The organism is Streptomyces sp. NPDC003016, assembly GCF_053591455.1.
In genome coordinates, this window is the sequence record NZ_JBSFTV010000020.1 from 55,414 (window position 1) to 80,623 (window position 25,210).

The 25,210-nt window shown below is 72.4% G+C and carries 26 protein-coding genes and 1 tRNA gene; 10 read left to right on the forward strand and 17 right to left on the reverse strand.

The window, feature by feature from the left end; genetic code table 11:
• Nucleotides 1-49: 49 nt before the first annotated feature.
• The 5 genes from ehuA to ACWDZ4_RS18925 all read right to left on the reverse strand — a co-directional run bounded on the left by ehuA (nt 50) and on the right by ACWDZ4_RS18925 (nt 3,957).
• Nucleotides 50-805 (reverse strand): ectoine/hydroxyectoine ABC transporter ATP-binding protein EhuA, encoded by a 756-nt coding sequence (ehuA, locus tag ACWDZ4_RS18905; protein WP_451509525.1) that lies wholly within the window; start codon nt 803-805, stop codon nt 50-52.
• A complete protein-coding gene (ehuD, locus tag ACWDZ4_RS18910) occupies nt 795-1,445 on the reverse strand; it encodes an ectoine/hydroxyectoine ABC transporter permease subunit EhuD (protein ID WP_451509526.1) in 651 nt (216 codons plus the stop codon). The genes ehuA and ehuD overlap by 11 nt, the downstream gene beginning before the upstream one ends.
• Nucleotides 1,442-2,125: an ectoine/hydroxyectoine ABC transporter permease subunit EhuC gene (gene ehuC / locus ACWDZ4_RS18915; protein WP_451509527.1), complete on the reverse strand. Its 684-nt coding sequence runs from the start codon at nt 2,123-2,125 to the stop codon at nt 1,442-1,444. Before ehuC ends, ehuD begins: the two co-directional genes overlap by 4 nt.
• Nucleotides 2,122-3,024 carry an ectoine/hydroxyectoine ABC transporter substrate-binding protein EhuB gene (gene ehuB, locus ACWDZ4_RS18920; protein ID WP_451509528.1) on the reverse strand — a complete coding sequence of 301 codons (903 nt, stop codon included), beginning with the start codon at nt 3,022-3,024 and terminating at the stop codon, nt 2,122-2,124. Before ehuB ends, ehuC begins: the two co-directional genes overlap by 4 nt.
• Nucleotides 3,025-3,363: 339 nt before the next feature.
• Nucleotides 3,364-3,957 (reverse strand): NAD-dependent epimerase/dehydratase family protein, encoded by a 594-nt coding sequence (locus tag ACWDZ4_RS18925; RefSeq protein ID WP_451509529.1) that lies wholly within the window; start codon nt 3,955-3,957, stop codon nt 3,364-3,366.
• 62 nt (nt 3,958-4,019) lie between these two features.
• Between ACWDZ4_RS18925 and ACWDZ4_RS18930 the strand changes: the two genes are divergently transcribed.
• From ACWDZ4_RS18930 to ACWDZ4_RS18940, 3 genes are all read left to right on the forward strand, one after another.
• Complete coding sequence (locus ACWDZ4_RS18930) at nt 4,020-4,310, forward strand: hypothetical protein (RefSeq protein ID WP_451509530.1); 291 nt, start codon at nt 4,020-4,022, stop codon at nt 4,308-4,310.
• Nucleotides 4,311-4,589: 279 nt separating this feature from the next.
• Entirely contained in the window at nt 4,590-5,555 is a 966-nt protein-coding gene (locus ACWDZ4_RS18935) for a helix-turn-helix domain-containing protein (RefSeq protein WP_451509531.1), read from the forward strand.
• Between the two features lie 305 nt (nt 5,556-5,860).
• A complete protein-coding gene (locus ACWDZ4_RS18940; RefSeq protein WP_451509532.1) occupies nt 5,861-6,922 on the forward strand; it encodes an LLM class flavin-dependent oxidoreductase in 1,062 nt (353 codons plus the stop codon).
• 24 nt (nt 6,923-6,946) lie between these two features.
• Here ACWDZ4_RS18940 and ACWDZ4_RS18945 read toward each other — a convergent pair whose 3' ends face one another.
• Entirely contained in the window at nt 6,947-8,749 is a 1,803-nt protein-coding gene (locus tag ACWDZ4_RS18945) for a putative bifunctional diguanylate cyclase/phosphodiesterase (protein WP_451509533.1), read from the reverse strand.
• Nucleotides 8,750-9,078: 329 nt separating this feature from the next.
• Between ACWDZ4_RS18945 and ACWDZ4_RS18950 the strand changes: the two genes are divergently transcribed.
• The gene (locus ACWDZ4_RS18950) at nt 9,079-10,383 is read left to right on the forward strand and encodes a M6 family metalloprotease domain-containing protein (protein WP_451509534.1); all 1,305 of its coding nucleotides are present in this window, start codon (nt 9,079-9,081) and stop codon (nt 10,381-10,383) included.
• A 118-nt stretch (nt 10,384-10,501) separates the two neighbouring features.
• Here the strand turns inward: ACWDZ4_RS18950 and ACWDZ4_RS18955 are convergent.
• From ACWDZ4_RS18955 to ACWDZ4_RS18985, 7 genes are all read right to left on the reverse strand, one after another.
• Nucleotides 10,502-10,575 (reverse strand) — tRNA-Lys (locus ACWDZ4_RS18955).
• On the reverse strand, nt 10,566-11,219 hold the full coding sequence (locus ACWDZ4_RS18960) for a hypothetical protein (RefSeq protein WP_451509535.1): 654 nt from the start codon (nt 11,217-11,219) through the stop codon (nt 10,566-10,568). The genes ACWDZ4_RS18955 and ACWDZ4_RS18960 overlap by 10 nt, the downstream gene beginning before the upstream one ends.
• Nucleotides 11,220-11,366: 147 nt before the next feature.
• Nucleotides 11,367-11,708: a hypothetical protein gene (locus ACWDZ4_RS18965; RefSeq protein ID WP_451509536.1), complete on the reverse strand. Its 342-nt coding sequence runs from the start codon at nt 11,706-11,708 to the stop codon at nt 11,367-11,369.
• Between the two features lie 93 nt (nt 11,709-11,801).
• Nucleotides 11,802-13,157: an AAA domain-containing protein gene (locus ACWDZ4_RS18970; protein ID WP_451509537.1), complete on the reverse strand. Its 1,356-nt coding sequence runs from the start codon at nt 13,155-13,157 to the stop codon at nt 11,802-11,804.
• A complete protein-coding gene (locus ACWDZ4_RS18975; RefSeq protein WP_451509538.1) occupies nt 13,154-14,758 on the reverse strand; it encodes a hypothetical protein in 1,605 nt (534 codons plus the stop codon). Before ACWDZ4_RS18975 ends, ACWDZ4_RS18970 begins: the two co-directional genes overlap by 4 nt.
• A 229-nt stretch (nt 14,759-14,987) precedes the next feature.
• Nucleotides 14,988-16,169: a hypothetical protein gene (locus tag ACWDZ4_RS18980; protein WP_451509539.1), complete on the reverse strand. Its 1,182-nt coding sequence runs from the start codon at nt 16,167-16,169 to the stop codon at nt 14,988-14,990.
• Nucleotides 16,066-16,989, reverse strand: coding sequence for a phosphatase PAP2 family protein (locus ACWDZ4_RS18985; protein WP_451509540.1), 924 nt, complete (start codon nt 16,987-16,989; stop codon nt 16,066-16,068). Before ACWDZ4_RS18985 ends, ACWDZ4_RS18980 begins: the two co-directional genes overlap by 104 nt.
• A 218-nt stretch (nt 16,990-17,207) precedes the next feature.
• Here ACWDZ4_RS18985 and ACWDZ4_RS18990 point away from each other — a divergent pair, with 218 nt between their 5' ends.
• Nucleotides 17,208-17,804, forward strand: coding sequence for a histidine phosphatase family protein (locus tag ACWDZ4_RS18990; RefSeq protein WP_451509541.1), 597 nt, complete (start codon nt 17,208-17,210; stop codon nt 17,802-17,804).
• A 67-nt stretch (nt 17,805-17,871) separates the two neighbouring features.
• On the opposite strand, the gene ACWDZ4_RS18995 is transcribed toward ACWDZ4_RS18990, so the two are convergent.
• Entirely contained in the window at nt 17,872-19,224 is a 1,353-nt protein-coding gene (locus ACWDZ4_RS18995; RefSeq protein WP_451509542.1) for a hypothetical protein, read from the reverse strand.
• 225 nt (nt 19,225-19,449) lie between these two features.
• On the opposite strand from ACWDZ4_RS18995, the gene ACWDZ4_RS19000 reads away from it, so the two are divergent.
• Together ACWDZ4_RS19000 and ACWDZ4_RS19005 are read left to right on the forward strand one after the other, a co-directional pair.
• Entirely contained in the window at nt 19,450-19,953 is a 504-nt protein-coding gene (locus tag ACWDZ4_RS19000) for a hypothetical protein (protein WP_451509596.1), read from the forward strand.
• Between the two features lie 24 nt (nt 19,954-19,977).
• Nucleotides 19,978-20,844, forward strand: a complete 867-nt coding sequence (locus ACWDZ4_RS19005; RefSeq protein WP_451509543.1) for a spermidine synthase — start codon at nt 19,978-19,980, stop codon at nt 20,842-20,844.
• Nucleotides 20,845-20,889: 45 nt separating this feature from the next.
• On the opposite strand, the gene ACWDZ4_RS19010 is transcribed toward ACWDZ4_RS19005, so the two are convergent.
• Complete coding sequence (locus tag ACWDZ4_RS19010) at nt 20,890-21,492, reverse strand: hypothetical protein (protein WP_451509544.1); 603 nt, start codon at nt 21,490-21,492, stop codon at nt 20,890-20,892.
• Nucleotides 21,493-21,568: 76 nt separating this feature from the next.
• On the opposite strand from ACWDZ4_RS19010, the gene ACWDZ4_RS19015 reads away from it, so the two are divergent.
• The 3 genes from ACWDZ4_RS19015 to ACWDZ4_RS19025 all read left to right on the forward strand — a co-directional run bounded on the left by ACWDZ4_RS19015 (nt 21,569) and on the right by ACWDZ4_RS19025 (nt 24,185).
• The gene (locus ACWDZ4_RS19015) at nt 21,569-22,258 is read left to right on the forward strand and encodes a response regulator transcription factor (protein WP_451509545.1); all 690 of its coding nucleotides are present in this window, start codon (nt 21,569-21,571) and stop codon (nt 22,256-22,258) included.
• Nucleotides 22,255-23,667, forward strand: coding sequence for a sensor histidine kinase (locus ACWDZ4_RS19020; protein WP_451509546.1), 1,413 nt, complete (start codon nt 22,255-22,257; stop codon nt 23,665-23,667). The genes ACWDZ4_RS19015 and ACWDZ4_RS19020 overlap by 4 nt, the downstream gene beginning before the upstream one ends.
• 221 nt (nt 23,668-23,888) lie before the next feature.
• A complete protein-coding gene (locus ACWDZ4_RS19025; protein WP_451509547.1) occupies nt 23,889-24,185 on the forward strand; it encodes a DUF3303 family protein in 297 nt (98 codons plus the stop codon).
• A 73-nt stretch (nt 24,186-24,258) separates the two neighbouring features.
• On the opposite strand, the gene ACWDZ4_RS19030 is transcribed toward ACWDZ4_RS19025, so the two are convergent.
• Nucleotides 24,259-24,696, reverse strand: coding sequence for a CBS domain-containing protein (locus ACWDZ4_RS19030; protein WP_451509597.1), 438 nt, complete (start codon nt 24,694-24,696; stop codon nt 24,259-24,261).
• Nucleotides 24,697-24,812: 116 nt separating this feature from the next.
• Nucleotides 24,813-25,193 carry a cupin domain-containing protein gene (locus ACWDZ4_RS19035; RefSeq protein ID WP_451509548.1) on the reverse strand — a complete coding sequence of 127 codons (381 nt, stop codon included), beginning with the start codon at nt 25,191-25,193 and terminating at the stop codon, nt 24,813-24,815.
• Nucleotides 25,194-25,210 lie beyond the last annotated feature (17 nt).

Below are 25,210 nucleotides of genomic sequence, written 5' to 3' on the forward strand. Positions count from 1 at the left end.
CGCCACCATGGCATATGCCGGAGTCAAGTCCCCCGGACGGACGGAGAGGTCAGAGCACCGCGCCGAGGAACTCGCGCGTACGTTCGTGCTCCGGATCGCTGAAGATCTTCTCCGGAGAACCGGACTCGATCACCCGGCCCGCGTCGAACATCAGGACGTCGTCGGAGATGTCCCGCGCGAAGTTCATCTCGTGCGTGACGCAGAGCATGGTGATGTCGGTCGTACGGGCGATGTCGCGCAGTACGTCGAGCACGCCCGCCACCAGCTCCGGGTCGAGCGCCGACGTCACCTCGTCCAGCAGCAGCACCTGCGGGCGCATGGCGAGGGCCCGCGCGATGGCGACCCGCTGCTGCTGGCCGCCGGAGAGCTGGGCCGGCTTGGCGTCCTGCTTGTCGCTGAGCCCGACCAGGTCGAGCAGGCCCTTGGCGCGCTCGGCGGCCTCGTCCTTCGACAGGCCCAGGACCCGCACGGGCGCCTCGGTGACATTGCGCAGGACGCTCATGTTGGGGAAGAGGTTGAACTGCTGGAACACCATGCCGATGTTCTTGCGCACCTCCCGGACCTCCTTCTCGCCCGCCGGGAAGAGCTGCCCGCCGTTCACCCGGATCACGCCCTCGTCGGGCTTCACCAGGGTCATCAGCAGCCGCAGGATCGTGGTCTTGCCGGAACCGGAGGGGCCGATCAGGGTCACGTGCTTCCCCGTCTCGACCGAGAAGCAGAGGTTGTCCAGGACGGTGGTGTCGCCGAACCGCTTGGTGACGTTGTCGAAGCGGATCAGTTCGTGGGGGACCGGGTCAGCGGACAAGACGGCGCTCCAGGGCTCGCAGGAGAAGGGAAGCCGGGTAGGCGATGAGGATGAAGGCGACGCCGACGACGGTCAGCGGCTCGGCGTACTGGAAGGTCTGCGCGCCGGCCAGCCGCCACTGCTGGAGCATCTCCATGACGCCGATGGCGGCGAGCAGCGGGGTGTCCTTCAGCATGGAGATCACGTAGTTGCCGAGCGCGGGCACGATCCGGCGGATCGCCTGCGGCAGGATCACCGCGAACCAGGTGCGGGAGACCGGCAGGCTCAGCGCCGTGGCCGCCTCCCACTGGCCGGCCGGTACGGCGTCGATGCCGGCCCGGTAGACCTGCGCGGTGTACGTCGAGTAGTGCAGCCCGATCGCGAGCGTGCCGGTGACCAGCGCCGATGCCTGCACGCCCCACTCCGGCAGGACGAAGAAGAAAAAGAAGAGCTGCACCAGCAGCGGGGTGTTGCGGATGAACTCGGTGACGATGTTCACCGGCCAGCGGACCCAGCGCGGCCCCCGGTAGCCGATCGCCCAGACCAGGCCGAGCGTGAACGAGATCAGCGAGCCGAGCGCCAGCACCTGGAGCGTGACGAGCACGCCGTCCCACAACGCCGGCATGAAGTCCGCGACCGCGGACCAGTCCCAGTGGTTCATCGCGCGCCTCCGGCGGCGGAGGCGGGTGCGGCGATGCCGATACCGGCCTTCGACCTGCGCTCCAGCGCGCGCATGCCCCGGGTGAGGACGAAGGCGAGCACGAAGTAGATCACCAGGGTCACCGAGTAGATCTCGGCGCTCTCCTGGGTGGCCAGGCGCACCAGATAGGCGGAGAACGACGTGTCGGCCATGCCGAGCAGCGACACCAGCGCCGTGCTCTTGAGCAGCTCGATCAGCAGGTTGCTGAAGGACGGGATCATCTCGGGCACCGCCTGCGGCAGCATGATCAGCCGCATCCGCTGCCAGGGGGTGAAGCTGAGCGCGATCCCGGCCTCGCGCTGGGCCGGGGCCACCGAGTTCAGCGCGCCGCGCACAACCTCGGCGCCGTACGCCCCGTACGAGAGTCCCAGCGCCAGGACGGCCGACCACATCGGGACGAGTGCCCAGCCGAAGAGGACCGGCATCACGAAGAACAGCCAGAACATCAGCACCAGCGCGGACGTGCCGCGGAAGACCTCGGTGTAGAAGCCCGCCAGGAAGCGGACGAGGCGCGAGCGGTGGGTGCGGGCCATGCCGATGCCGAACGCCATGACGGCGGCCAGGGCGGCGCTGTACACCGTGAGCTGGAGGGTGATCCAGATGCCAGGGAGGACCCAGTTGGTCCACAGTCCGGCTGTCATGCGCACAGCTCCTCTGCGGTCATCGTGGTCATCTCCGACTCGGTGAAGCCGAACGGCCGCAGGATCCGCAAGAGCTCGCCGCTCTTCTTCATCTTGTGGATCTCCCGGTTGAAGGCGTCGCGGAGCCCGGTGTCGGTCGGCCGGAAGGCGAAACCACCGCCGTCGATCTTCTTCTTGCCGTCCACGACGGGCGCGAAGGGCTTCGTCGCCTCGGCCTTCGTGCTCTTCTTCACCACGCCCCGGCCGGTGAGGGCGGTGCCCGCGAAGACGTCGACGCGTCCGGACTCGACGGCGTCCAGGCCCGCGACCGGGTCCTGGAGGATGTCGATCTCCTTGCGCGGGATGCCCGCGGCGACCGCGTAGTCGATCTCGGCGTACCCGGTGCCGGTGGCGAGTTTCGCCCCGGCCCTCACCACGTCCGCGTAGGAGTGGAGGTTCTTCGGGTTGCCCTTGCGGACGATGAACGAGTCGAGCATCTGGTACTCGGGGTCGGCGAAGACGACCTGCGCGCAGCGGTCCTTGTTGATGTACATCCCGGCGGAGACCACGTCGAACTGCTGGGAGTTGAGGCCGGGTATCAGTGAGGAGAAATCGGTCGGCGAGGGCTGTACGCCGGGTACGCCGAGCCGCTTGAAGATCACCTTCGCCAGCTCCACCGCCTCGCCGGTGAACGCGCCCTGCTCGTCGATGTATCCGTACGGGGCCTCGCCCGCGATCCCGAGCCGGACGGTGCCCTGGGACCTGAGCCGGGCGAGCGTGTCGCCGGACGGAACCTTGCTGCACCCTGCCGCGCCGAGCGCCCCTGCGGCGCCCAGCGCGGCCGTGCCGAACAGGAGCGAACGCCTGCGTATCGGGCGTCTTGCCGTACTGCCTGAGTCATTCCCCGGTGGTGAAGCCATGGGCGCGCCGCTACCCCGCTCCAGACAAGGTATGCCGGTCAGTTCCAGCCGCTGGAACCCCCGAACCCCCGAAGCCCCTGGCTCGGCGGGCAGACCCTGGGCTTCCGCCGGGCCTGACCGGCTCGGGCCCGGCCGGCACACCGCAGGGGCCTCACCGGTGCGGCGACCGGGCTGATCGTTGCCGTACGTGGGTGTCGGCGGTGTGCGGGGCACTGACGACGCTTCGGGTGGCGACGGTCCGGCCGGCCGGAGTGACACCGCTGGAGATCCGGCAGTTGCGGCCGACGACCACGCCTGGACCAAGGCTGATGGCGTTGCCTGTCTGCACGCCGTCCCCGATCAGTGCGCCGAACTGCGTCGTACCGCAACGGTAGAGCCCGCCCGGGACCCGCACGACGACTTCTCGGTCCGGGGCGCGCATGTCCTGGCACGAGTTGATCGCGGCGACGGTGACACCTGCCGACAAAGGTCCGCGTTGTGCGTCTCATCGGGGTTCCCGTTGCCGTAGACACTGGCCGAGGAAACGTGGGCGAAGCGCTGGATGCGGTCGGTTGCGGCCACGGCGTCCAGCAGCACCTGTGTGCCGATGATGTTCGTCTGGATCGCCGCGAGCGGGTTGCGGGTGCAGGCGGCGACGTCTGCCAGGGCGGCGGCATGGACGACGTAGTCGCACTCGGGCAGGATCCGGCCGATCATCTCCGTGTCCCGTACGTCGCCGACGATGACGTCGAGGTCGGTGGGGTCGGTGGGGTCGACTCCGAACAGCTCCTTGTAGACAAAGGACGGGTAGGCGTCCAGCGTGCACAGACTGATGGGGCGGGCCCTCAGTTCCCGCAGCCGTTTGGCGATGCGGCTGCCGATGAGGCCGCCTCCGCCAGTGATCAGGACGGTGCGGCCGGAGAGCTGGGAGAGGGGAGAGGTGCGGTCGTGCACGGTGCCTCCTCGAAACGACGGTGTCGGGTAAGGACACCCCGGGGGATGCGTCGGCCTGGCCGGTGTTTTCGCTCCCGGGGGCCGAGCACCTGCGCCAGGCTCTCGAAATCCACGGCCTCGGCCGCCGCCGCAGTCGCGCGATCGTGCTGGCCGACCTCGGCCAGGTCCAGCTCCGCCGGGGCGACCCGGACGCCGCCTTCGCCACCTGGGGCGAGTTCGTGGACTGCGCGGAGGGGATCAAGTCGGTCAAGGTCCACGATGCCGCCCAGGACATGCATGCCCGCCTCGGGCGGTACGAGAGCGTCGCCGAGGCCCGGGGACTTCGGGAGCAGGCCGCACGGCTTGCGCTGTGAAATGCCCGCTTCGGCCGGATCGTGGCTGCCGCGACCCGGTGGACCGCGACCCGGTCGTCCGCGACGCAAAAAACTTAACAACTTGAGAGAAAGGAATCCTTCCCACCCCACCCCGGCTTTCATCACCCACACGGGTGGTTGAGCGAATCCCGGTGTGATGTGCGGGAGTTGGCGGGCTAGTGTGCTGCCGCAGCAGACAACTCCACAGACTCTGACGGCCCCTGGCCGGGACTGGCATCCCGACCGGGGCCTCACCACGCAGGAAGCAAACCCTTCCCCATGGCTGAGAAGAACCTTAGCGCGCCCGCGCGCTCCCGGTCCGGCGGTTCCGCCGCCGGTGTCCGGCACATCAAGTTCCGGCACACGGAACGCTTCACCGTGCTCGGCAACCACCTCACCCAGCACCCCGACCTGTCACTGACCGCGATCGGCCTCGCCGCGCACATCCAGTCGCTGCCCGACGGGGCCCGGATCGGTATCAAGGAGCTGGCGAAGAAGTTCGCCGAGGGCGAGGGGCGGATCGCCTCCGCGCTGCGGGAGTTGGGGGCGTACGGCTATCTGGTGCGCTCCAGGGAACGGACCGCCTGCGGGAAGGTCGTGACCCGCACGGTCTTCTACGACAACCCGGCGGCCGGTGTGCGAGCCGCCTTCGCGGACCTCGTCGGTGAGCCCGAGGTCCCGAGCCCGGTGGCAGTGGAGGTGGCGGCGGACGTACCGCCGTCCGAGCCGGAGGCCGTGGCTCCGTCGAGCACTGTGGACGTGCCTACGGCAACCGTGAAGCCCCGGCTGCCGCTTCCCGCACCCAGCTCCGAGCCCACGCCCGAGATCCGCCGCACCGCCGCCGACCTCCTCGCGGGACTCCGCAGCCTCGACCCCCGGCTCAGGCTCGCCCAGTGGGACGTCCAGCGGCTCGTGCCCGCCGTGGCCGCCTGGCTGGAGCGGGACCTCGGCGTCACCGACGTACGCCGCGCGCTGCTGACACGTCTGCCCGACGAGCCCATCCACCACCCCGCCGGGTTCGTTGCCCACCGGCTGGCCGCGCTCCTGCCGCCACCCCTCCCGGCCTTCGCGCCGGCCCGCTCCTTCTACGCCCCGCCACCTGTCACCCGCGTCCCCCTCCAGACCTGCGACGGCTGCGAGCGTGCCTTCCGGTCCGAGGCGCGCGGGGAACTGTGCCGCGACTGCCGCGTCGAGAGGAACGGGGCGGTCGGAATGCCGGCGCCGGCCTCGGTCCAAGCCGCCTGAGGTTGCGGGCATGTTCCTCAGCTGTGCGTCGCGTACGGGAGGAACGCGGACCAGGAGGCGGCGGGGAGGGCGAGTTGCGTATGAGCCATGAACGACCACATCGAGCGGCATTTCCGCCGCCACCCCCGCAGTATCCGCCGTACTCCTCCTCGGCGAGTTCGTGGTCAGTGCCCTGCGCCACGCGGGCTGCGCGCCCGCTTCGCAGCGAGGCCGATCCCAGGGGCGGAGCCGGGTGCGGGGAATAAACGGAGACTCCCTCCTGTTGGTGCTTCTGTTGTACGTACCGCACTCAGGAGGACACACCGGTGGACGCGATTCGAGGCACGGCGAGCGCAGGCGCGCCGGTACCCCTTTCCGTACTCGACCTGGCGACGGTGGGCAGCGGCACCACCGCCACCGAGGCCCTGCGCACCAGCGTCGCCATCGCGCGCCAGGCCGAGAAGCGCGGCTTCCACCGCTACTGGGTCGCCGAGCACCACTCCATGCCCGGCGTCGCCAGCTCCTCCCCGGCCGTGATCCTGGCCCACATCGCCGCCCACACCGACCGCATCCGCCTCGGCTCCGGCGGTGTCATGCTGCCCAACCACGCGCCGCTGGTCATCGCCGAGCAGTTCGGCACGCTCGAAGCCTTCGCCCCCGGCCGCATCGACCTCGGCCTGGGCCGCGCCCCCGGTACGGACGGTGCGACGGCCGCGGCCCTGCGCCGCAGTGACCGGCTGAACGAGGGCGCCGACGACTTCCCGCAGCAGCTCGCCGAGCTGACCCGGTTCCTCGACGACGACTTCCCCGACGGCCACCCGTACGCCCGCATCCACGCGGTCCCGGGGCCCGTCCAGGGCCCCTCCGCCCGCCCGCCGATCTGGCTGCTCGGCTCCTCCGGCTTCAGTGCCCGCCTCGCCGCCACGCTCGGCCTGCCCTTCGCCTTCGCCCACCACTTCTCGGCGCAGAACACCGTCCCGGCGCTCGACCTCTACCGCGAGTCGTTCCGCCCCTCGGCCGTCCTCGACGCCCCGTACGCCCTGATCGGCGTGTCGGCCCTCGCGGCGGACGACGAGAAGGAGGCCCGCCGCCAGGTCCTCACCGGCGCCCTGTCGATGGTCCGCCTGCGCACCGGCCGTCCGGGGCTGATCCCGACGCCGGAGGAGGCCGCGGCGTACCCCTTCAGCTCCATGGAGCGCGAGTTCGTCGACAGCTGGCTCGGCAACGTCGTCCACGGCACTCCGGACGAGGTCCGCACCGGCCTCGACGACCTGGCCAAGCGCACCGGCGCCGACGAGCTGATGATCACGGCCAACGCCCACGGCGGCGACGCCCGCCTGCGCTCGTACGAACTCATCGCGGACGCGTACGGCCTGCCCCGCGCGTAGGGCGCGACGCCCCGGCGGTCGCCGTCAGACCCGCTGCGGGCTGACGGCGATCATCGCGGCGATCTGCTCCGGGCGCACCGCCCGCGAGTACAGCCATCCCTGCCCCGTGTCGCAGCCGATCCTGCGCAGCCGCGCGGCCTGCCCGGTCGTCTCCACGCACTCGGCCGTGACGGTGAGGCCCAGCCGGTGCGCGAGCTGCACCATGGCCTCGACGATCGTCTCGTCGGCCGGGTTCGCGTGCGCCTCGTCCTGGAAGCCGCGGACGAAGGACCCGTCCAGCTTGAGCACCGAGACCGGCAGCCGGCTCAGGTACGCGAGGTTCGAGTAGCCGGTCCCGAAGTCGTCGATCGCGATGTGCACACCCATGTCGCTCAGCGCCTGCAACGCCTGGAGCGGCCGTCCCGCCGAGCCCATCACCGCGGACTCGGTCAGCTCCAGCTGCAGCAGGTCCGGCGCGAGACCCGTCTCGGCGAGGATCCCGGCGACGTCGGCCACCAGGTCGGAGTCCCACACCTGGCGAACGGCGACATTGACGCTGACGAAGATCGGCGGGGTGCCGGGGTGCTCGATCTGCCACTGCCTGGCCTGGCGGCAGGCCGTCCGCAGCACCCAGCGGCCGAGCTGGACGATCGAGCCGTCCTCCTCCGCGATGGAGATGAACCGATTCGGCGCCAGCGTGCCGAACTGCGGGTGCTCCCAGCGGACCAGCGCCTCCACCCCCCGTACGCCGCCGCCCTCCAGGTCCACCAGCGGCTGGTACTCCAGCGTGAACTCGCCGCGTTCGACGGCCGGACGCAGCGTGCTGGACAGGGCCTGGCGGGTCATCCGGTGGGCGTTGCGCTCGGGGTCGAAGAGCGTCCAGCGGGCCTTGCCGTCCGCCTTCGCCCAGTACAGCGTCGTGTCCGCGGCCTGCATCAGACCGGTCGCCGTAGTCCCGGCCGCGGCCCGCTCCACGACCCCGATGGACGCGGACACCGCCAGCCGCTGCCCGGCCAGGTCGAAGGGGAGCTGGAGGGCGGTCAGCACGGCCTGGGCCAGGTCGGCGAGCTGCTCCGTGCCGGTGGAGTCCTCGACGAGCAGCGCGAATTCGTCACCGCCGAGCCGCGCGACCAGATGGCCGCCGGTCCGGGCGTAGCCGTACTGCTCGGCGCACCGGGTCAGCCGCGAGGCCACGGCGGTCAGCAGCCGGTCGCCGATGCGGTGGCCGAGGGTGTCGTTGACGGCCTTGAAGCCGTCGAGGTCGAGGTAGCAGACGCCGATCCGGCCCGTGCCCCCGTCGTCGTACGCCGAATTCTCCAGCGCGGACGTGAGCCGCTCGAAGAACAGCGTGCGGTTGGGGAGCCGGGTCACCGGGTCGTGCATCTGGAGGTGGCGCAGCCTGGCCTGGAGCTCACGCCGGTCGCTGACGTCCGCGACCGAGAGCAGCACCGTGCCGCTGCCCGGTACGGACGTCATGGTGACCTCGGCCCACAGGGACCGCCCGTCGGAGTGCTTGAGCCTGCGGGTGCAGCGGAAGCGGGCGCGCCGGCCGGCGAGGACCTCGCGGTAGGCGTGCAGGCTGCGGGCGTCGGCGCCGAGGTCCAGGAGGTCTGCCGCGACCTGCTCGTGCAGCTGGTCGGGGTCCGTGCCGAGCAGTCCGGCGAGGGAGGGGTTGGCGGTGACGACGAGCCCCTCGTGGTTCACGACGGCCATGGCGAGGTGCGCGGCGTGGAAGGCCGCCCGGTAGTCGCGCAGCTCGGACGCGGAACGACCGGAGTCGTTACGTTGTGTGACCGGCGGCCGGATGGTGTGAGGGGCCGAACCGGGTCCTTCGAAGATTCCGCTCACCGCTCGCTCCCGCAGGGCATTGATCGCTTCCAGGTGTCGTCGGGGTCGGCGGCGGGGTGGAGAACCACCGCCCGGGGCGGATTCCGTGCAGGAAAGTGTGCCGATCATAGAGGCTGCCGGGACGGCCGATCCAGCTACGTCACCGTGACGCGGCGCACCTGACGTCCACGAACGATCGTTTCTGCACGTGCGTGCCTTGTGGTGTTCCTCCGCGATCGTTTGTGACTTTCCGTGATGTCTCCCGGGGTGTCGGGCTACGGATGGGGCGTGGAAGGTCCTGTCACTCGTGTGGGGTAGTGGAACAGGGCATACCTCATAAAAACGCAACAATGTGGGTGGGGCGTCCCGTACTTACGCACCCGGAGGTCGACGTGATCCGTCAGCAGGCACCCGGGGGAGCCGACCGGTCCCGCCGGTGCCGGCGCGAACGCCTGCGCAGTACAGCCGCGGTGTTCACCTCCCTCACGGCGCTCGCCGCCACCTCCCTCGTCGCAGGCCCCGCCGTGGCGGCGCGGAGCGAGGGCCCCTGCGTGCTGGCGCGCACCACGGCGCACCATTCGCTGGGCCTCGACAGCTGGAACCCGGCCTACCCGCGTCCCCTGCGCAGCCTCGACGCGGTCATGATCTTCCTGGCCTTTCCCGACTCGGCGCCCACGCTCACCCCGGACCAGATCGCCGCCGACTACTTCCCGGCCACCAGCGACTTCTTCCGGCACGCCTCGTACGGGAAGTTCACCCTGCGGCCGCACCCCCGGAGCGAGTGGGTCGAGATGCCGCGGGACTCCACGGCGTACGGCATAGAGCGCGACTGGGACGCCGGGCACCGCACGTCCTACCTGAGCGACGCGGTGGCCGCGGCCGACGGCCGGGTCGACTTCACGCAGTACGACATCGTCTATCTCGTCGCCGACCCGCACGCGCCCGGCGTGGACTCCGACGCGACCAAGGTCGTCAACTTCGACAAGCCGCTGCGGGCCGACGGCCGGGACATCAAGCGCATCGTCACCGTCTTCGAGCAGTACCCGCCGGACCGCAATGTGCTGGCCCACGAGACCGGCCACGTCTTCGACCTGCCCGATCTCTACCACCGGCCGGTGGACGGCAAGGGCGACTGGGACACGTACGTGGGGGACTGGGACGTCATGGGCAGCCAGTTCGGGCTCGCGCCGGAACTCTTCGGCTGGCACAAGTGGAAGCTGGGCTGGCTGGACCCGCGGCAGGTGGCCTGCGTGTCGGAGACCGGCGCCACCCGGCTCACGCTGGAGCCGCTGACGGCGGATCCGGCCCGGGGCGGGACGGGCGGCACGCGGCTCGCGGTCGTACGCACCGGGAAGGACAGCGTGCTGGCCATCGAAGCGCGGAGCGGGTCCGGCAACGACCGGGCGCTGTGCACGGAAGGCGTACTGATCTACCGGGTGCGCAACGGGCCGGCTTCGGGCGGCGGGCCGATCGAGGTGGTGGACGCGCATCCGGACAGCGACGCGTGCTGGGACCGGTCGGTGTACCCGCCGCTGGCGGACGCGCCGGTGCGGGAGGGGGAGACGTTCACGGTGCCGGGGGAGGGGACGAGGGTGGAGGTGGCGGACCGCGCGCGGTCCGGGGCGTGGACGGTGCAGATCACGCCGGGAGCCTGACCGCCCGGCACCGATGGCCCGGCGCGGGCACCGGGCGGGCAGCATCGCCAGCGACTGCGCGAGCGACTTCCGGGCAGCGAAAAGGCCCCTCGCTTCCGCGAGGGGCCTTTCCCGTCTGTGCGCCGCCAGGGACTCGAACCCCGGACCCGCTGATTAAGAGTCAGCTGCTCTAACCAACTGAGCTAGCGGCGCCTGCTGACGTCGTAGACCTTAGCATCCTGATCGGCGGGAGGAAAAATCGATGTCCGGGCCCCCGTGCCCCGGTCGGGGCGGGCCGCTCGTACACACGCCCAGAGCATCGCCTCGGCGCCCGGCAGCCACGGGCGGCGGACGTCGGGGGCGACCAGCCAGCGCGGTCCCGCGCCGGCGGGGGCGGTGGCCGGGGCGCTGAGCGGGGGGACGGTCACGGCGTCGCCCGGGCCGTGACACAGGATCGACGGCACGGCGCCCTTCCCGCTCCCCCCGCCCTCCTCGGCGGTACTGCCCGTACGGCCCCACTCCTCCCAGGTGAGCAGCGACGGGAGCCGCTGGGCGGTGCCGGGGGCGGTGAAGAGCAGCATGCGGCCGCGGTGGACGGCGACCGGACCCGAACCCGGCCCGTCCGCCCACAACCGGTCCAGCATCCGGCGGCCGAAGACCGCGGGGACGCTCACGACGTCGAACACGGAGCCGCAGGGCAGGACGCCGGGATCGGCGGGGCGGACCTCCCACAGCGAGAGGGTGCTGCGCGGATACGTGGCGGCGGAGGCGAGCCAGGCGGCGCCGGCGCTGGTGACATGGGCGGGAGTGCCGGAGTACGCGTACGGGGAGACGTCGTTTCGCTTGCGGGCGGTCATGCCACCTACATCTACCGACAGCGGCTGCTCCGTCCCCGCGGGTTCGCGGAAACCGGGACACGGAGGGCCGGCAGGCGGTATCTTGTGGCCCGCATATGCCAAGAGTCTGTGACGGCCCGAAGAGCGAAACCGCTGCGGCTTACGGCTTTACGGCAGTTTCGGGCCGCGGAGCAGGTCCCGGCCGAACTCCACCATCTTCTTGGCGTAGTCCTCGGTCCAGTCCGCGCGCCGCGCGATGTCCGCCGCCGTCAGCCGGTCGAAGCGCTGGGGATCGGCGAGCTGAGCCGCGGCGATCGCCTGGAACTCGACGGCCCGGTCGGTCGCGGTCCGGAACGCCAGCGCCAGTTCCGTGGCACGTTCCAGCAGCTCGCCCGGGTCCTCCAGCGACTCCAGGTCGAAGAAGTGCTCGGGGTCGGCGGCTGCCTCCGAAGGCTCGAAGAGCAGCGGCGCGGGGCGCAGTCGCCGCTCGGTGCGCTCGGGTTCCGCCATGGGTTTTCCTTCCCTCTTCGGGCCACGTGTGCGCGATGGCCACCGTCCATTGTCCCGGACCGCGCAAGTACGCCTCAGCGCGCCCCGGGCGGTCTACGGCCGGTACCGGACCCGGTGCTCCGCCAGGTGCGCCAGGACCGCGTGGTTCGCCTCCCAGCCGTCCGGGAACTTGACCGTGACGCCCAGCTGGACCGGCTCCGTCGAGGGGTGCTCGTCGAGCAGGTCCGCGACCCCCTCCCGGCAGACCACGACGCACGCGTGCCGGTGGCGCGAGGCCAGGACGCACAGGCGGCCCGTCTCCAGGTGGAACGCCGTCGCGTCGGGCCGCCCCGACAGCGGATGCAGCACCACCGTCACGTCGAACTCGCGGCCCTGGAGGCGGTTCGCCGTATCCACCGCGACGCCCGTGACGCCGAGGCCGGCCAGTGCCGCCCGGACCGCCGCCGCCTGGTCGCGGTGGGCCGTGCCGACCGCCACCCGGTCCGCCGTCAGCGGGGCCGGGTCGGGGGAGCGCTCGCTGACCGCCGCGCCGCCCCGGTCCAGGAGGCGGCGTACGACCTGGGCCACCGCCCGCACCGCCTCGGGGTCCGTGCGCGGGGTGTGCCGGGCCGGGAGTTCCAGCAGGCCCCAGCCCGAGGCGGCCGCCTCGTCCAGCACCCGGTCGGGGCCCGAGCCGTCGGACGGGACGCCGAAGGCCAGGCGCCGGTCGCCGTGGCCCGTACCGCTGCGGAAGGGCGTGTACGGGTAGAACGCGTCGGAGACCAGCGGCGCGGCCGAGGCCGGGAGCCGCCAGGACACGGGCAGGCGGTGCTGGGGCAGCTCGGGGTTGTGGGCGAGCAGGGTCGAGACCGCGCTGGCGGACGGGTCGTAGGAGAGCCCCGCCCACTGGTCGGCGCCGACCACGGAGAACGGGTCCAGCTGGCCCGGGTCGCCGACGAACAGCGCCCGCTCGAAGAGCCCGGCCACGGCGAGCAGCGCGTCCGAACGCATCTGGTACGCCTCGTCGACGATCGCGTGCGTCCACGGGTCCGTGGTCTTCACGTGCGCCCACTTCGCGGCCGTCGAGATGACGACGTCCAGCCCCGCGAGATCGGCGGCCTTCGCCGACTTCCGTACGTTCGCGAGGTCGTCGAGGGCCTTGTCGTACGGGTCGGTGTCGTTGCTGTGGAGACGGCCGACCGGGAGGTCCGGCTCCTTCTCCGCGAGCCGCAGGACCAGGTCGTCGACCTGGGCGTTGGTCTGCGCGATCACCATCAACGGACGTCCGGCGGCGGCCAGTTCGAGCGCCGCCCGCACCACGAGCGTCGACTTGCCCGCGCCGGGCGGCGAGTCCACGACGACACCGCGGTGCACACCGTGCAGCGTGTCGTGGAGGATCGCCGCGGTCGCGCGGGCGGCCTCGGCGCCGGGGTCGAAGCGCGGCGCCCCGGCGGAGGGGGGACGGGTCACAGGAGGTCCTCCGGGGTCGCGGGGTCGGGGTGCTCGGCACGCGCGCCCGGCGGGCCGCCGTGGGTCCAGGGCGTCGCCTCCGGGTCGGGCAGCTGGGGGCCGCCGCGCTGGTCGTGCTCGAAGAGCGTCCAGCAGACGTGCTCGCCCTTCTCCGGCACGGACCCCGGCGCCGGCTCCTTGCCACGGCCCATCTTGTCGGTCACCCGCAGCACCAGGACGCCCGCCTCCTGCTCGTACCGCACGAACTCCGCCGTCTGCGGCCTGCCGTCCAGCGAGCGGTAGACCTTCGTGCGCTCACCCAGGTGCGGGGCGTCGTCCGTGCGGACGGTGACCAGGGGGCGGGGGCTGGGCCGCCTGCCCTCGCTCATGGTCATCTCCACGTCCAGTACCTCGCTGGTGAACGCCTCGCCCGCGAGCCGCCGCCCGGCCATCACCAGCGGATCGTCGAGCGCCTCCTGCGCCTCCAGCTGCGCCTGCGCGCTCTCGCGGGAAGCGAGCTTCTGCGCGGCGGTCACCGCGTCGTCGCGCCGGGGCTGCGGCGGCTCCCCGGCCCGCACCCGGTCGCGGTGGCCGGTGTACGACCAGCGGTCGCGCGTCCAGCGGTCCGCCGCCCGCGCTCCCTCCGGCAACTCCCGCAGCAGGTCGAGCCCGCGCCACACGGCCTTCCAGGTGGGCAGCGCCTGCCCGGCGAGCAGCTCGCGGATGTGCCGCTCGGCAGCGGCCAGTTCACCGAGGCGCGCGTCCGCCGCGAGGCCGTCCTCGGCGGCGGCGAGCGCCTTGCGGGCCCGGTCGTAGCGGTCGATCGCGGGTGCCAGCAGCTTGTTGTCGAACGCCGGGTCGGTCGCGGGCCCGGCCGGCGGGCACACCAACTGCCCCTGCCCGTCCCGCTCCAGCTCCGCGCGCAGCGCGGCCTCGGCGCCGGACTGGCCCGCCGCGCCGTCCGGATCGATCCAGGCGAGCAGCGCACCCAGATGCTGGTCCTCCAGGCTGGACTGCCCGGTCGCCCAGTGGCGGCCCAGCAGGTCGGTCGCCGCGAGGAGCAGCGAGGACCCCGGCACCCGGGCCCGCTCGCCGTAGTGCGTCAGCCAGCGGCCGAGCAGCGGGATGTGCGGGGGCGCCGGGTAGGGCGTGTCCGTCGCTTCGGCGGCTTGCTCGGCCGTACGCCGGAAACGCATCGACCGCCCGAGCAGCCGTACGTACTCGATGCCCGCCCGGCTCGGCACGATCAGCTGCGGCGCGTCCCTGCACAGCTCGACCTCGACCTTGACCCGCCTGCCGGTCGCCGGATCGGTCTCGCCCCGCTCGGCCGGTTCGACGTCGTCGGCGTACCCGTCGAGGTACGGCAGGACGGCCTCGGCCAGCTCCGCGAGGAACGCGAACCGCAGATCGCGGTCGCGCGGCTGGGGCACCGCGAGGAGCCGCGGCGCGTCCCGGTCGGTCCCGACGAGCGCCCCGAGCGGCGCACCGGCCTCGCCCGCGGTCGTCAGCGGTACGAACACCAGGGGCCGTTCGGACAGGTGCCGGTGGCGGACGGTGGCCAGCGCCTGGGCCCGCCCGGTCCGTACGGCGTCCAGCCGCGCGAGCGTGCTGATCAGCGACATGGGGCGCCTTTCTGTGGACGGCGGGTGGTTTTCCCCGGACGCCCTCCGGGTGTGCCCTTCGCCGCTGGGCGGACTCGAAGCCGCCGCACGCGGCAGCTTCTCGGCCTCTTCGGCTTCGGCGACCGGGGTCCGGGGTCCGGGGCGCAGCTCCCACGCGGCGGAGCCGCACAGGGCGCAGCCGGGGAAGGGCGGGCGAGGGAGAGCACCCGCCGGACACGGCCCGGCGGCGTCAGCATCGGGCCGCCGCCCCGGCCAGCGCCTCGGACCGCAGCGCCGCCGCCCGGCGCAGGGCCGCCACCGTCGGATCGGCCGGATCCCCCGCCGTCCCCTCCGCCGCGGCCAGGACCTCGCCGATCGTCGTCAGGCCGCCGAGCTCACCGCGCACGCTGCGGCCCAGCGTCTCCACCGTGCCCGCCGCGCGCGCCTTCTCGCGGCAGTGGAAGGCCAGCTCGCACGCGGCCAGGCACTCCGGGGCGTACGCCGCGCCGACCGATCCGACGGCCGCCGCCAGCTTCTCCACCGGCTGGTCCACGTCGAAGGTCGTGCCCTCGGGGAGCGCGGCGGCGAGGTCCTCGACGCGGGTCAGCCGCTCCAGCTGGCGCCGGGTCACCGACCGCTGCTTGCGTACGTCGACGGCCGACGCCGCCGGCAGGTTGGAGAAGTCCTTGGGGCAGACCAGCAGCACCGAGTGGCGCACCCGCGCGCCCGCCACCTTCGCCGCGACCCGCTCCAGCGCCAGGACGTACACCGCGGCCTGGCGGGCGGCCGCGCCCACCTTCGCCGCGTCAGCCGAGCCGTCGATCACCGGGAAGGACTTGATCTCCACGACGGTCCAGTGCCCGTCGGGGTGGACCACCACCGCGTCCGGTTCCAGGTACGCGGGCGAACCCGCCACCTCCAGGGCCAGCAGCGGGTGGTCGAGCAGCGTCCAGGCTCCCGCCGCCGTGGCCTCGCGCAGGGCCAGCGCCGTCCGCGCGGCCCGGCCCTCGGGACCGGCCGCCGCCAGGTCGGGCACACGGGTCCCGCCGGGGGCGGGGGGCTCGCAGCCGGCGCCGATGCGCTCGTACAGCAGCCGCATCAGCTCCGTGCCGCCGTCGGCCTTGACCCGGGCCTCGAACGCGTTGCCCCGCATGAAGGCGAACTGCGACTGCCCGAACCCCGACGGGGAGCCGAGCGCCGCGGCGAGCGCGGTCTTGTTCACCCCCGCGCCGTCGAGCAGCGCGCGCCGCTCGCAGCCCGGGTTGGCGGCGAGCGCCGCCAACGCGCGCGCGTCCAGGGGCAGTGGCGGGACGGACGGGCCGCGCAGCTCAGCGAGGCGCTGCCGCAGTGCCGTCGCCGGTTTCGGCGCCGTCCCCTGCGGGGGTACCTGCGGAGGTGTCAGTTCGTGTCCGCTGCCCAGGAATTCGCTCACCCGCGGAAGTCTCGCATCCGCCACTGACAACGCCACCGGAAACGGTGGACTCCACGGCGTCCGCCACCGGTGCGAACCGGTCCCGCACCTGGTCGGCCAGACGCATGAACGGCCTGGTCAGAGCCAGTCCGAGGCTCATCACGGCAGCGCCCGCGACCGCGTCGAGAAAGTAGTGGTTGGCCGTCCCCATCACCACGAAAGTGGTCAGCAGCGGATACGCGGCACCGAGGAACCTCATCAGCGGCGTACGGCCGTGCCGCCACAGCATCACCCCGCACCACAGCGACCATCCGACATGCAGGCTCGGCATCGCCGCGTACTGGTTGGTCATCGAGCCGAGCCCGCGCGGCGCGCTCGCCGCGCCGCTCCACCAGCCGTACACGCTGTACTGCGCCATCGTGTCGACGAAGCCGTGCCCCGCGTCGAGGAGGCGGGGCGGGCAGGTCGGCATCAGCGTGAAGCCGACCAGGCCGAGCAGGGTCGAGAGCATCAGCCAGGTGCGCGCGGCCCGGTAGTGGGCGGTGCGCCGCCTGAAGAGCCGGACGAGGATCGCCGGGGTGACGAGGTAGTGCAGCGACGCGTAGGCGAAGTCGGCGGGTATGCCGAGCCAGGCGTGCTCGGTGAAGAGCCGGTTGAGAGGGTGCTCGGCGTTGAGGTGCAGGAGCTTTTCGAGACGCAGGATCGCCAGGCCGTGGGTGACGGCCGTCGCCTCGTCGCCGCGTACGAACAGCCGGCCACCGGTGTACGCCGCGTAGACGACCACGATCAGCAGCAGCTCGGTCCACCAGCGTGGCCTTCTGCGGGGCGCGGTGTCCTGCATCCGAACGCTCTCCATTTGTCTGTATGTGCGGCCTACGGGCTGTCTGGCCACCCTTTCAACCGTACGGTGTACGAGAACATGTGCGCGCACCGGGTACGCGAGTACAGGGACGTCGCGATCGCCCGGGAGGTTGCCCCTCGGCAGGGTGCGCGATGATGGTGCGGGCGGCCCTTTCCGTCCGTATCATCCGTTCTTCGCACCGTCAGGGAGACACCGTCATGGCACCGCGCATCCTGCTGGCCCGGCACGGACAGACCGAATGGTCGCTGTCCGGCAAGCACACCGGCAGGACCGACATCCCTCTGCTCGACGAGGGCCGCCGCGGCGCGAAGCTGCTCGGCGAGCGTCTGAACCGGGCGCCGCTCGACGGCCTGCCGGACGCCGAGGTGCGCACCAGCCCGCTCCTGCGGGCCAGTGAGACCTGCGCGATCGCCGGGTTCGGCGACCGTGCGCAGGAGTGGGACGCGCTGATGGAGTGGGACTACGGGGCGTACGAGGGCATGACGACCCCCGAGATCCAGAAGGGGCGGCCCGACTGGGTCATCTGGCGCGACGGGGTGCCGGACGGCGAGACGCTCGCGGAGCTCTCCGGCCGTGTGGACGAGGTCGTCGCCTGGGCGCGCTCGGCCGACCGCGACGTGCTGGTCTTCGCGCACGGCCACGTCCTGCGCGCGCTGGGCGCCCGCTGGCTCGGCCTGGACGTCTCGTTCGGCGCCCGCATCCGGCTGGACCCGACGTCCCTGTCGGTCCTCGGCTGGGCGTACGGCGACCCGGCGATCGAGCGCTGGAACGACACCGGCCACCTGACCACCTGACCACCTGACCACCTGACCGGCCGGCCGGCCCCCGGCCGACCGGCCGGGGGGATTCGGGCGTGGAGGTTCAGACGCCGCGCGACGCCCCCGCGCTCGCGTGCCGGGACAGGAACGGAGCCACCGACGGCGAGCGGCGGTGCGGCAGCAGGACGCGGGTCGTCGCGGTGAGCATCGTCTGGATACGGGACGACTGGACCTCTTCCAGGAGATCCAGTACGCCCTGCCCCACCGCGGCCGCCTCGTCCGGCGCCCCGGCGCGGGCCAGGTCGTCGGCGAGCTCGGCGCTGTAGAGGGCCAGGTTCCGGGTGAAGTGGGGGTCCTGGAGGGCCGCCGCGCGCCGGGCGTGCCGGGCCGCGCGCGACCAGTCGCCCAGGGCCGACCAGCACTGGGCCTCCAGCCCCTCCAGCTCCGCCTCGCCGAAGAAGCTCATCCACTCGGGATCGGCCTGTGCCGTACCGCGTTCGAAGAGGGACTTGGCGCGGCCGAGCGCCTGCTCGCAGCCCGTACGGTCACCGAGCCCCGCCCAGCCGCCCGCCTCGCGCAGGGTGAGCAGCGAGAGCAGCCGCGGCGAGGCCACGTGCTGCGCCGCGCGCTGTCCCGCCTGGGCGGCCCGGACCGCCTCGCGCGGCCGGCCCGTGTCCCGGGCGAGGAACGCCGAGTTGCTGAACGCGTGGGCCTCCAACGCGGGATCGCCGGCCACCCGGGCCGTCGCGAGTGCTTCCGCGTAGTGCGAGCGGGCGTCGTCGAAGCGGCCCGAGTCGTGCGCGAGCCAGCCCACGGAGAGCGCGAGTTCACCGGCGCCGGCGTGCAGCCGGTCGGCCATCGACCTGCGGGACGTCGTGCTCGCCTCGAGCAGGGCGTAGGCGGTCCGGAGCGGCTGCGCGGCCCGCTTGTAGAGGCCGTCGGCGCCGTGCCGGTCGTCGAGCAGCCGGATCTGCCGCACCGCGTCCTCCACGGCCTTGACCTCGGCCTCACCGAGCCGGCGGTGCGCTACGGCCGGCGGACCGGACGTACCGGACACACCGAGGGCGTCGGCCGCACCGGAGGCGCTCGGCGCGGTGCCGAGTCCCAGGGACACGGCCGCCACGGTGGTGGTGCCGCTCGTCATGAACGCGCGACGCAGCACGTCGCTCTCCTCGTCGCTGTCGCTGTGGGTCGTGGTGGTGCGCGCTCCCCTGCCACGTACCGTTTCGCGGGCCGAGAAGCCCAGGTCCGCCAGCGTCAGGCCGGGGAACATGTACAGGAAGACGCGTTCGTACGCGTAGTTGGGACATCGGATCTCGCCGGCTTCGACGCGCCCGATGTAGCGCGCGTCGCACGCGACCTGTTCACCGATCTCACGTGCCGCCCTGCGGACGGCGGCGGCGAATTCGGCCGGTGAGCGGGACCCTCGCAGGCGGCGGAAGTCGTTGTTCGGCATGGCCAAGACCTCCCGCAGGGTTCGCGTGCTCCAGCGGAGCAAAAACGTACCCGCTGTGACGACTTGAACACACGGTGTTTCGCTGCAAACGGGATATCTCACCCACGATCTGCCATGAACTGCCATCCTTTGCGGCGGCGCGGCACCGTAGCCGTTGACGCTTCGGCGCGTTGAAGAATGAGGAGCGGGAGCGCGGTTCCCGTTCGAGCGAGGAGGGTTCCCTTGTTGGAGGCCGGCGTGAAGATCAGCGGCTCAAGGACGACGGCTCAGCACAGGCCCACCCAGGACTTCAGCGCCGGTCCGCCGGCGGCGGGAGGAACCTCCTGTGTCCCTGGCGTCGAGCCGTGCGACCTGGTGACGGTCCCGGTGCGGCAGGGCCTCGAAGCGGTGGACATCATCCGCCGCGCCTCCGCCCCCGCCGTCGGCCCCGTGCTGCACGACGGCCCCTGCGCCACCCTCGGCTTCCTGGTACCCCCCGGCACCGCCGACGGCTGGGACATGCCGGGCAGCGCCTGTACGCAGACGGCCGGGCGCGGCCTGAGCCTCCCGGCGGGCCCGACCGGCGACATCGGGGCCGACGCGCGGCCCGTGGTTCCCGAGCCGCCCGTCAGCGGCACCGGCTGGCTGCTGCCGCCCACCGACACGGGACCGCTCACCGACCCGGCGGTGCTCAGGGCGGCCCTCGGCGAGGCGGCCCGGCTGATCGAGGCGGCCGACCGGGTCCGCTGAGCGGATCGAACCGATACTGGCTGTGTGGCAAAGAACAGCAGACGGCGCGAGCGCGCCGCCCCCGAGCCTGTCGTCGAGCACGTCGACGGCGGACTCGCCGAACTGATACCCGACCGGGACCGGCCGCGCGGCTGGACCCTCCTCATCGACGGCGCCCCGCAGTCCCACGTGGACCTCGACGACCCGTCCCACCTCGACTTCGCGTACCAGCGCAGACTCGGCCACATCGCCGATCTCACCGCCCCGCCGGGACAGCCCGTCCACGTCCTGCACCTGGGCGGCGGCGCCTTCACCCTGGCCCGTTACGTCGCCGCCACCCGGCCCCGCTCCACCCAGCAGATCGTCGAGGTGGACGCGGCGCTCGTCCACCTGGTGCGCAGGGTGGTACCGCTGGACGCCCAGGCCCGTATCCGCGTCCGCTCCCTCGACGCCCGCGCCGGGCTCGGCAAGGCCGCGGACGGCTGGGCGGACCTGGTGATCGCGGACGTGTTCAGCGGAGCCCGTACGCCCGGGCACCTCACCAGCACCGAATTCCTCGCCGACGTACGCAGAGTGCTGAGGCCCGGGGGCTTCTACGCCGCCAACCTCGCCGACGGCCCGCCCCTCGCGTACCTGCGCGGCCAGATCGCCACCGCCGCCGCCGTCTGGCCCGAGCTCGCCCTCGCCGCCGATCCGGCCGTGCTGCGCGGGCGGCGCTTCGGCAACGCGGTGCTGCTGGCGTCGGACCGTACGCTGCCCATCGCCGAGTGGACCCGCCGCACCGCGACCGACCCGCACCCGGGGCGGGTGGAACACGGCCGGGAACTGGCCGACTTCACGGGTGGCGCGGCCGTCGTCACCGATGCGAGCGCCCGGCCCTCGCCGGAGCCGCCGGCGTCCGCCTTCACCTGACTCCGGCACGTGAGCGCGGTATGTGACGGCGGCACGTGACTCCGGTCAGGACTTCACGATCTCGACCGTCGGCTCGTGGTCGTGCCAGGTGCAGAAGACCGATACCGCGGCCGCGCCCGCGGTGAACTCCACCCGGATCCAGGACGGATCCTTCCAGACCTGCATCGACCAGCCCGTCGCCGGCGTCGCGGAAACCAGCTTGGCGGAGGTCTTCCCCAGGTCGAAGGTCACCCGGCCGCCCTCGGTGGTGTAGCTCCTCACCTGGCTGTCCGCGGCCGCCGGCGGCCGCGACGGCGACGGTGGCGGGGAGCCGGCGCCGGCGCCGGACGGGCCGGCGGAACCGCTCGGCGTACGGCTCGGAGGCGGGGTGGAGCGGTCCGCCGGGGTGAGCGGCGGCGACGCGGAGCGTTCCGGCCGCCCGGTGGCCTTCTCGGCTTCTTCGGAGCGCCGCGCCGAGGACGAGGACGACGGCGATTCCACGCTCCGCGCGGTGGCGCTCCGCTCGGGCGGGCCGGTGGGGACCGGGAGGGCCTGCGGAGGGTCGTACGCCGTACCGGCCATCACCGTGTGCACGCCCCACCACGACAGCGTGACCGCCGCGCCGGTGGCGAGCGACCACGCCACGGCGTGTACGAATCCTCGTTGCATCCGGGTCATACTGCCCCACCCGTCCCACCCCCGCCCAGGGGGACCTCCGTCCCCCGCATGGCGTACGGTGCCGCCCATGGCAAGTGTGCTCGTGGTCGAGGACGACCAGTTCGTACGTTCCGCCCTCATCCGGCACCTGACCGAAGCCACCCACACGGTGCGCAGCGTCGGTACGGCACTGGAGGCGCTGCGCGAGGTCGCCCATTTCGGCTTCGACGTGGTCATTCTCGACCTCGGTCTGCCCGACCTCGACGGGTCGGAAGCGCTGAAGATGCTGCGCGGCATCACCGACGTGCCCGTGATCATCGCCACCGCGCGCGACGACGAGGCGGAGATCGTACGGCTGCTCAACGACGGCGCCGACGACTACCTCATCAAGCCCTTCTCGGTCGAGCACCTGTCCGCCCGCATGGCCGCCGTACTGCGCCGCGCCCGCGCCGTCGCGGGCGCCGAGCCGCCGTCCCGGGTGCTCCGGGTCGGCGGGCTCTCCATCGACCCGCTGCGCCGGCAGGCCGAGCTGGACGGCGCGCGGCTGGACCTGACGCGCCGAGAATTCGACCTGCTGGCGTTCCTCGCGGGGCGGCCCGGAGTCGTCGTACCGCGCAAGGAGCTGCTCGCCGAGGTCTGGCAGCAGAGCTACGGCGACGACCAGACCATCGACGTCCACCTGTCCTGGCTGCGCCGCAAGCTCGGCGAGACCGCGGCGAGCCCCCGCTATCTGCACACCCTGCGCGGGGTCGGCGTGAAGCTGGAGCCGCCGCGATGAGGTGGGCACTGGTCAAGGTGTGCCTGGCGGTGACCGTGATGGTCGTGGTGGCCTTCGCCGTACCGCTCGGACTCGTCGTCAAGGAGATGGCCAGGGACCGGGCCTTCTCCAACGCCGAACGCTGGGCCGCCACCATCGGCCCCACCCTCTCCATCGCCACCGACCGCGACTCGCTGGACCGGGCGGTCCAGACCACCGAGGTCGGCATCGCGGGCCGGATGGCCGTGCACGTCCCGGCCGCAGACGAGGCGGGCAGCGTGCCGCTGGTGATCGGCGAGCGCCGGGCGGCGCAGCAGGACCTGGAGACCACGCGGCGGATCGGCCGCGCCTCCATCTCGGAGGTGCCGGGCGGCTACGCGTTGCTCCAGCCGACCGCGATCGCCAGCGGACGGATCGCCGTCGTCGAGGTCTTCGTGCCCGAGGACGACGTCAGCAACGGCGTGGCCACCGCCTGGATCATCCTGGCGGGCGTGGGAATCGCCCTGATCATCGGCTCGGTGGCGGTCGCGGACCGGCTCGGCGTGCGCATGGTCCAGCCCGCCCAGCGGCTCGCGGGCGCCGCGCACGACCTGGGGGAGGGCAGGCTCGGCGTACGCGTCCCCGAGGAGGGGCCGACCGAACTGCGCTCCGCCGCCGCCGCGTTCAACTCCATGGCCGACCAGGTGGTCCAGCTCCTCGCCAACGAGCGCGAACTGGCCGCCGATCTGTCACACCGGCTGCGGACCCCGCTGACGGTGCTGCGCCTGAACGCGGCCTCGCTCGGCGAGGGACCGGCCGCCGAGCAGACCAGGGCCGCGGTCGAGCAGCTGGAACGCGAGGTCGACACGATCATCCGTACGGCGCGCGAACAGCGGTCGCAGGCGCAGGTGCTGGGGCAGGGACTGCCGGGGCCCGGCGCGGGCTGCGACGTGTCCGAAGTCGTGCGCGAACGCATGGACTTCTGGTCGGCGCTGGCGGAGGACGAGGGCAGGAAGGTGCGTCTGGCGGGGGTCGACCGTACGGTACGCATCCCGGTCGCCCGGCCCGAACTGGCGGCCGCGCTCGACGCGCTGCTCGGCAACGTCTTCCGCCACACCCCCGTGGGCACGGCCTTCTCGGTGGACGTGCACAACGGCGACGACGCCGTCATCGTCCTCGTCTCGGACGCGGGGCCCGGCATCCCCGACCCGAAGGCGGCGCTGGTGCGCGGCAACAGCGGGGGCAGGGACGGGTCCACGGGCCTCGGTCTGGACATCGTGCGGCGGGTCGCGGAGTCGACGGGCGGCGACGTACGCATCGGGCATTCGGTGCTCGGCGGCACCGAGGTCCGTATCTGGATCGGCCTCCACGGCCGGTGCGCGGCGGGCGAGCAGAACGGACACCGGTTGGGACGGCGCAAGCGGGCGGCGGTGACGGGACGGGGGCGGTGACGGGAAGGAAGCCCGCGGGCGTGCGGCTTCGACCGGCTTCGACCGGCTTCCGGACTTCCCGGCTTCCCCGCCCGGCCGGGGTGCGCGGGTGCTCGAACGGTCGATGAGATGTTGCCGCTCCGATCACCCGTAACGAGGCTGAGCGGGACGACGCCACCGGGCTTCGACGTGCGCGGCTGGGGCTGCGCCGGCCGTGGTGCGCCGCGTGAGGAGCGATGGCGATGAGGGTCATGCTGCGAGCCGTGATGGACACCAGGATCTCGACGGAGGCGCTCAAGAACGGCACGCTTCCGCAGCTCCTGGAGTCGACGATGGACCGGCTCAAGCCCGAGGCGGCCTACTTCACCGGCACCGAGGGCAAGCGGTCCTGCATCATGGTCTTCGACATGCAGGACAGCTCACAACTGCCCTCCGTCGCGGAGCCGTTCTTCGAACTGGGCGCGGAGGTGACGGTGCAGCCGGCGATGAACCGCGAGGACCTTCAGAAGGGCCTGTCGGCGCTTCGGCCACAGGGCTGACCCGGGCCCGGCCCGCGCACGGCGGTGCCCGGGGCGGTTGACGAACGGCCGGCCCCGGGGGCGTGCGGACTGTTCAGCCGGTGGCGGCGTACACCCGCGTCGCGAACTCCGCGATCTGTTCGTCGCTGAGGTTCTTGGCGAGGTTGGCCTCCGTGATCATGCCGACCAGCTGGTGGCCTCCCGCGACGTCGATGACCGGGAGACGCTTGATCTGGTGTGTTTCCATGACTTCCAGGGCTTCGCCGGCGTCCGCGTCGGCATCGATCCAGTGCACGTGTCCGTTCAACGTGCCGGCCTGCACCGTCGCCGGGTCGACGCCTTCGGCGCAGCACTTCACGACGATGTCGCGATCGGTGATCAGGCCGGTGATCCTGTTGTCGTCGCCGCAGATGGGCAGACAGCCGACGTTCAGGTCGCGCATCATCTGCGACGCCTCGAACAGCGACTGGTGCGCACCGACGCACTGCACTCCGCCGGTCATGATGTCGCGAGCCTTGAGCTGCTTGTTCATAGCCATGATGTCGGGGTTCCTCCCGCGCTCGGGACGTTGTTCTCTCCTCCCTCGATGACAACACGGATGGCGTACAGCCGCCCCTCGGCGGGGTCGCGGCGGTTCACGGAACGGATTCAGCGACCGGCTGTGCGCGTGGGGACGGCGTAGTCGCCGAAGCCGACCCAGTCGAGGAACACGCACGGCTCGTCGCCGAGAACCCAGGCGTCGTGGCCGGGTGCGACGGAGGCGAAATCGCCGGGTCCGAGCTCGATGCTCTCGCCGTCGTCCATGACGATCTTCATCCGGCCGCTCACGACGTAGCCGACGTGGGCGGCCTGGCAGCTGTCGGTCCCGGCGATGGGCTTGACATGCTCGGTCCACTGCCAGCCCGGCTCGAAGACGGCTCGGCCGACCGGACCCCGGTCCGTGGTGATCACGTCGAGCCTGCCCTTGCCGTCCTCGAACGGACGGGTCTCGTCCGAGGAGTCGAAGTTTCTGCTTACGAGTGACGCCATGATCATCCGCCTCCGGC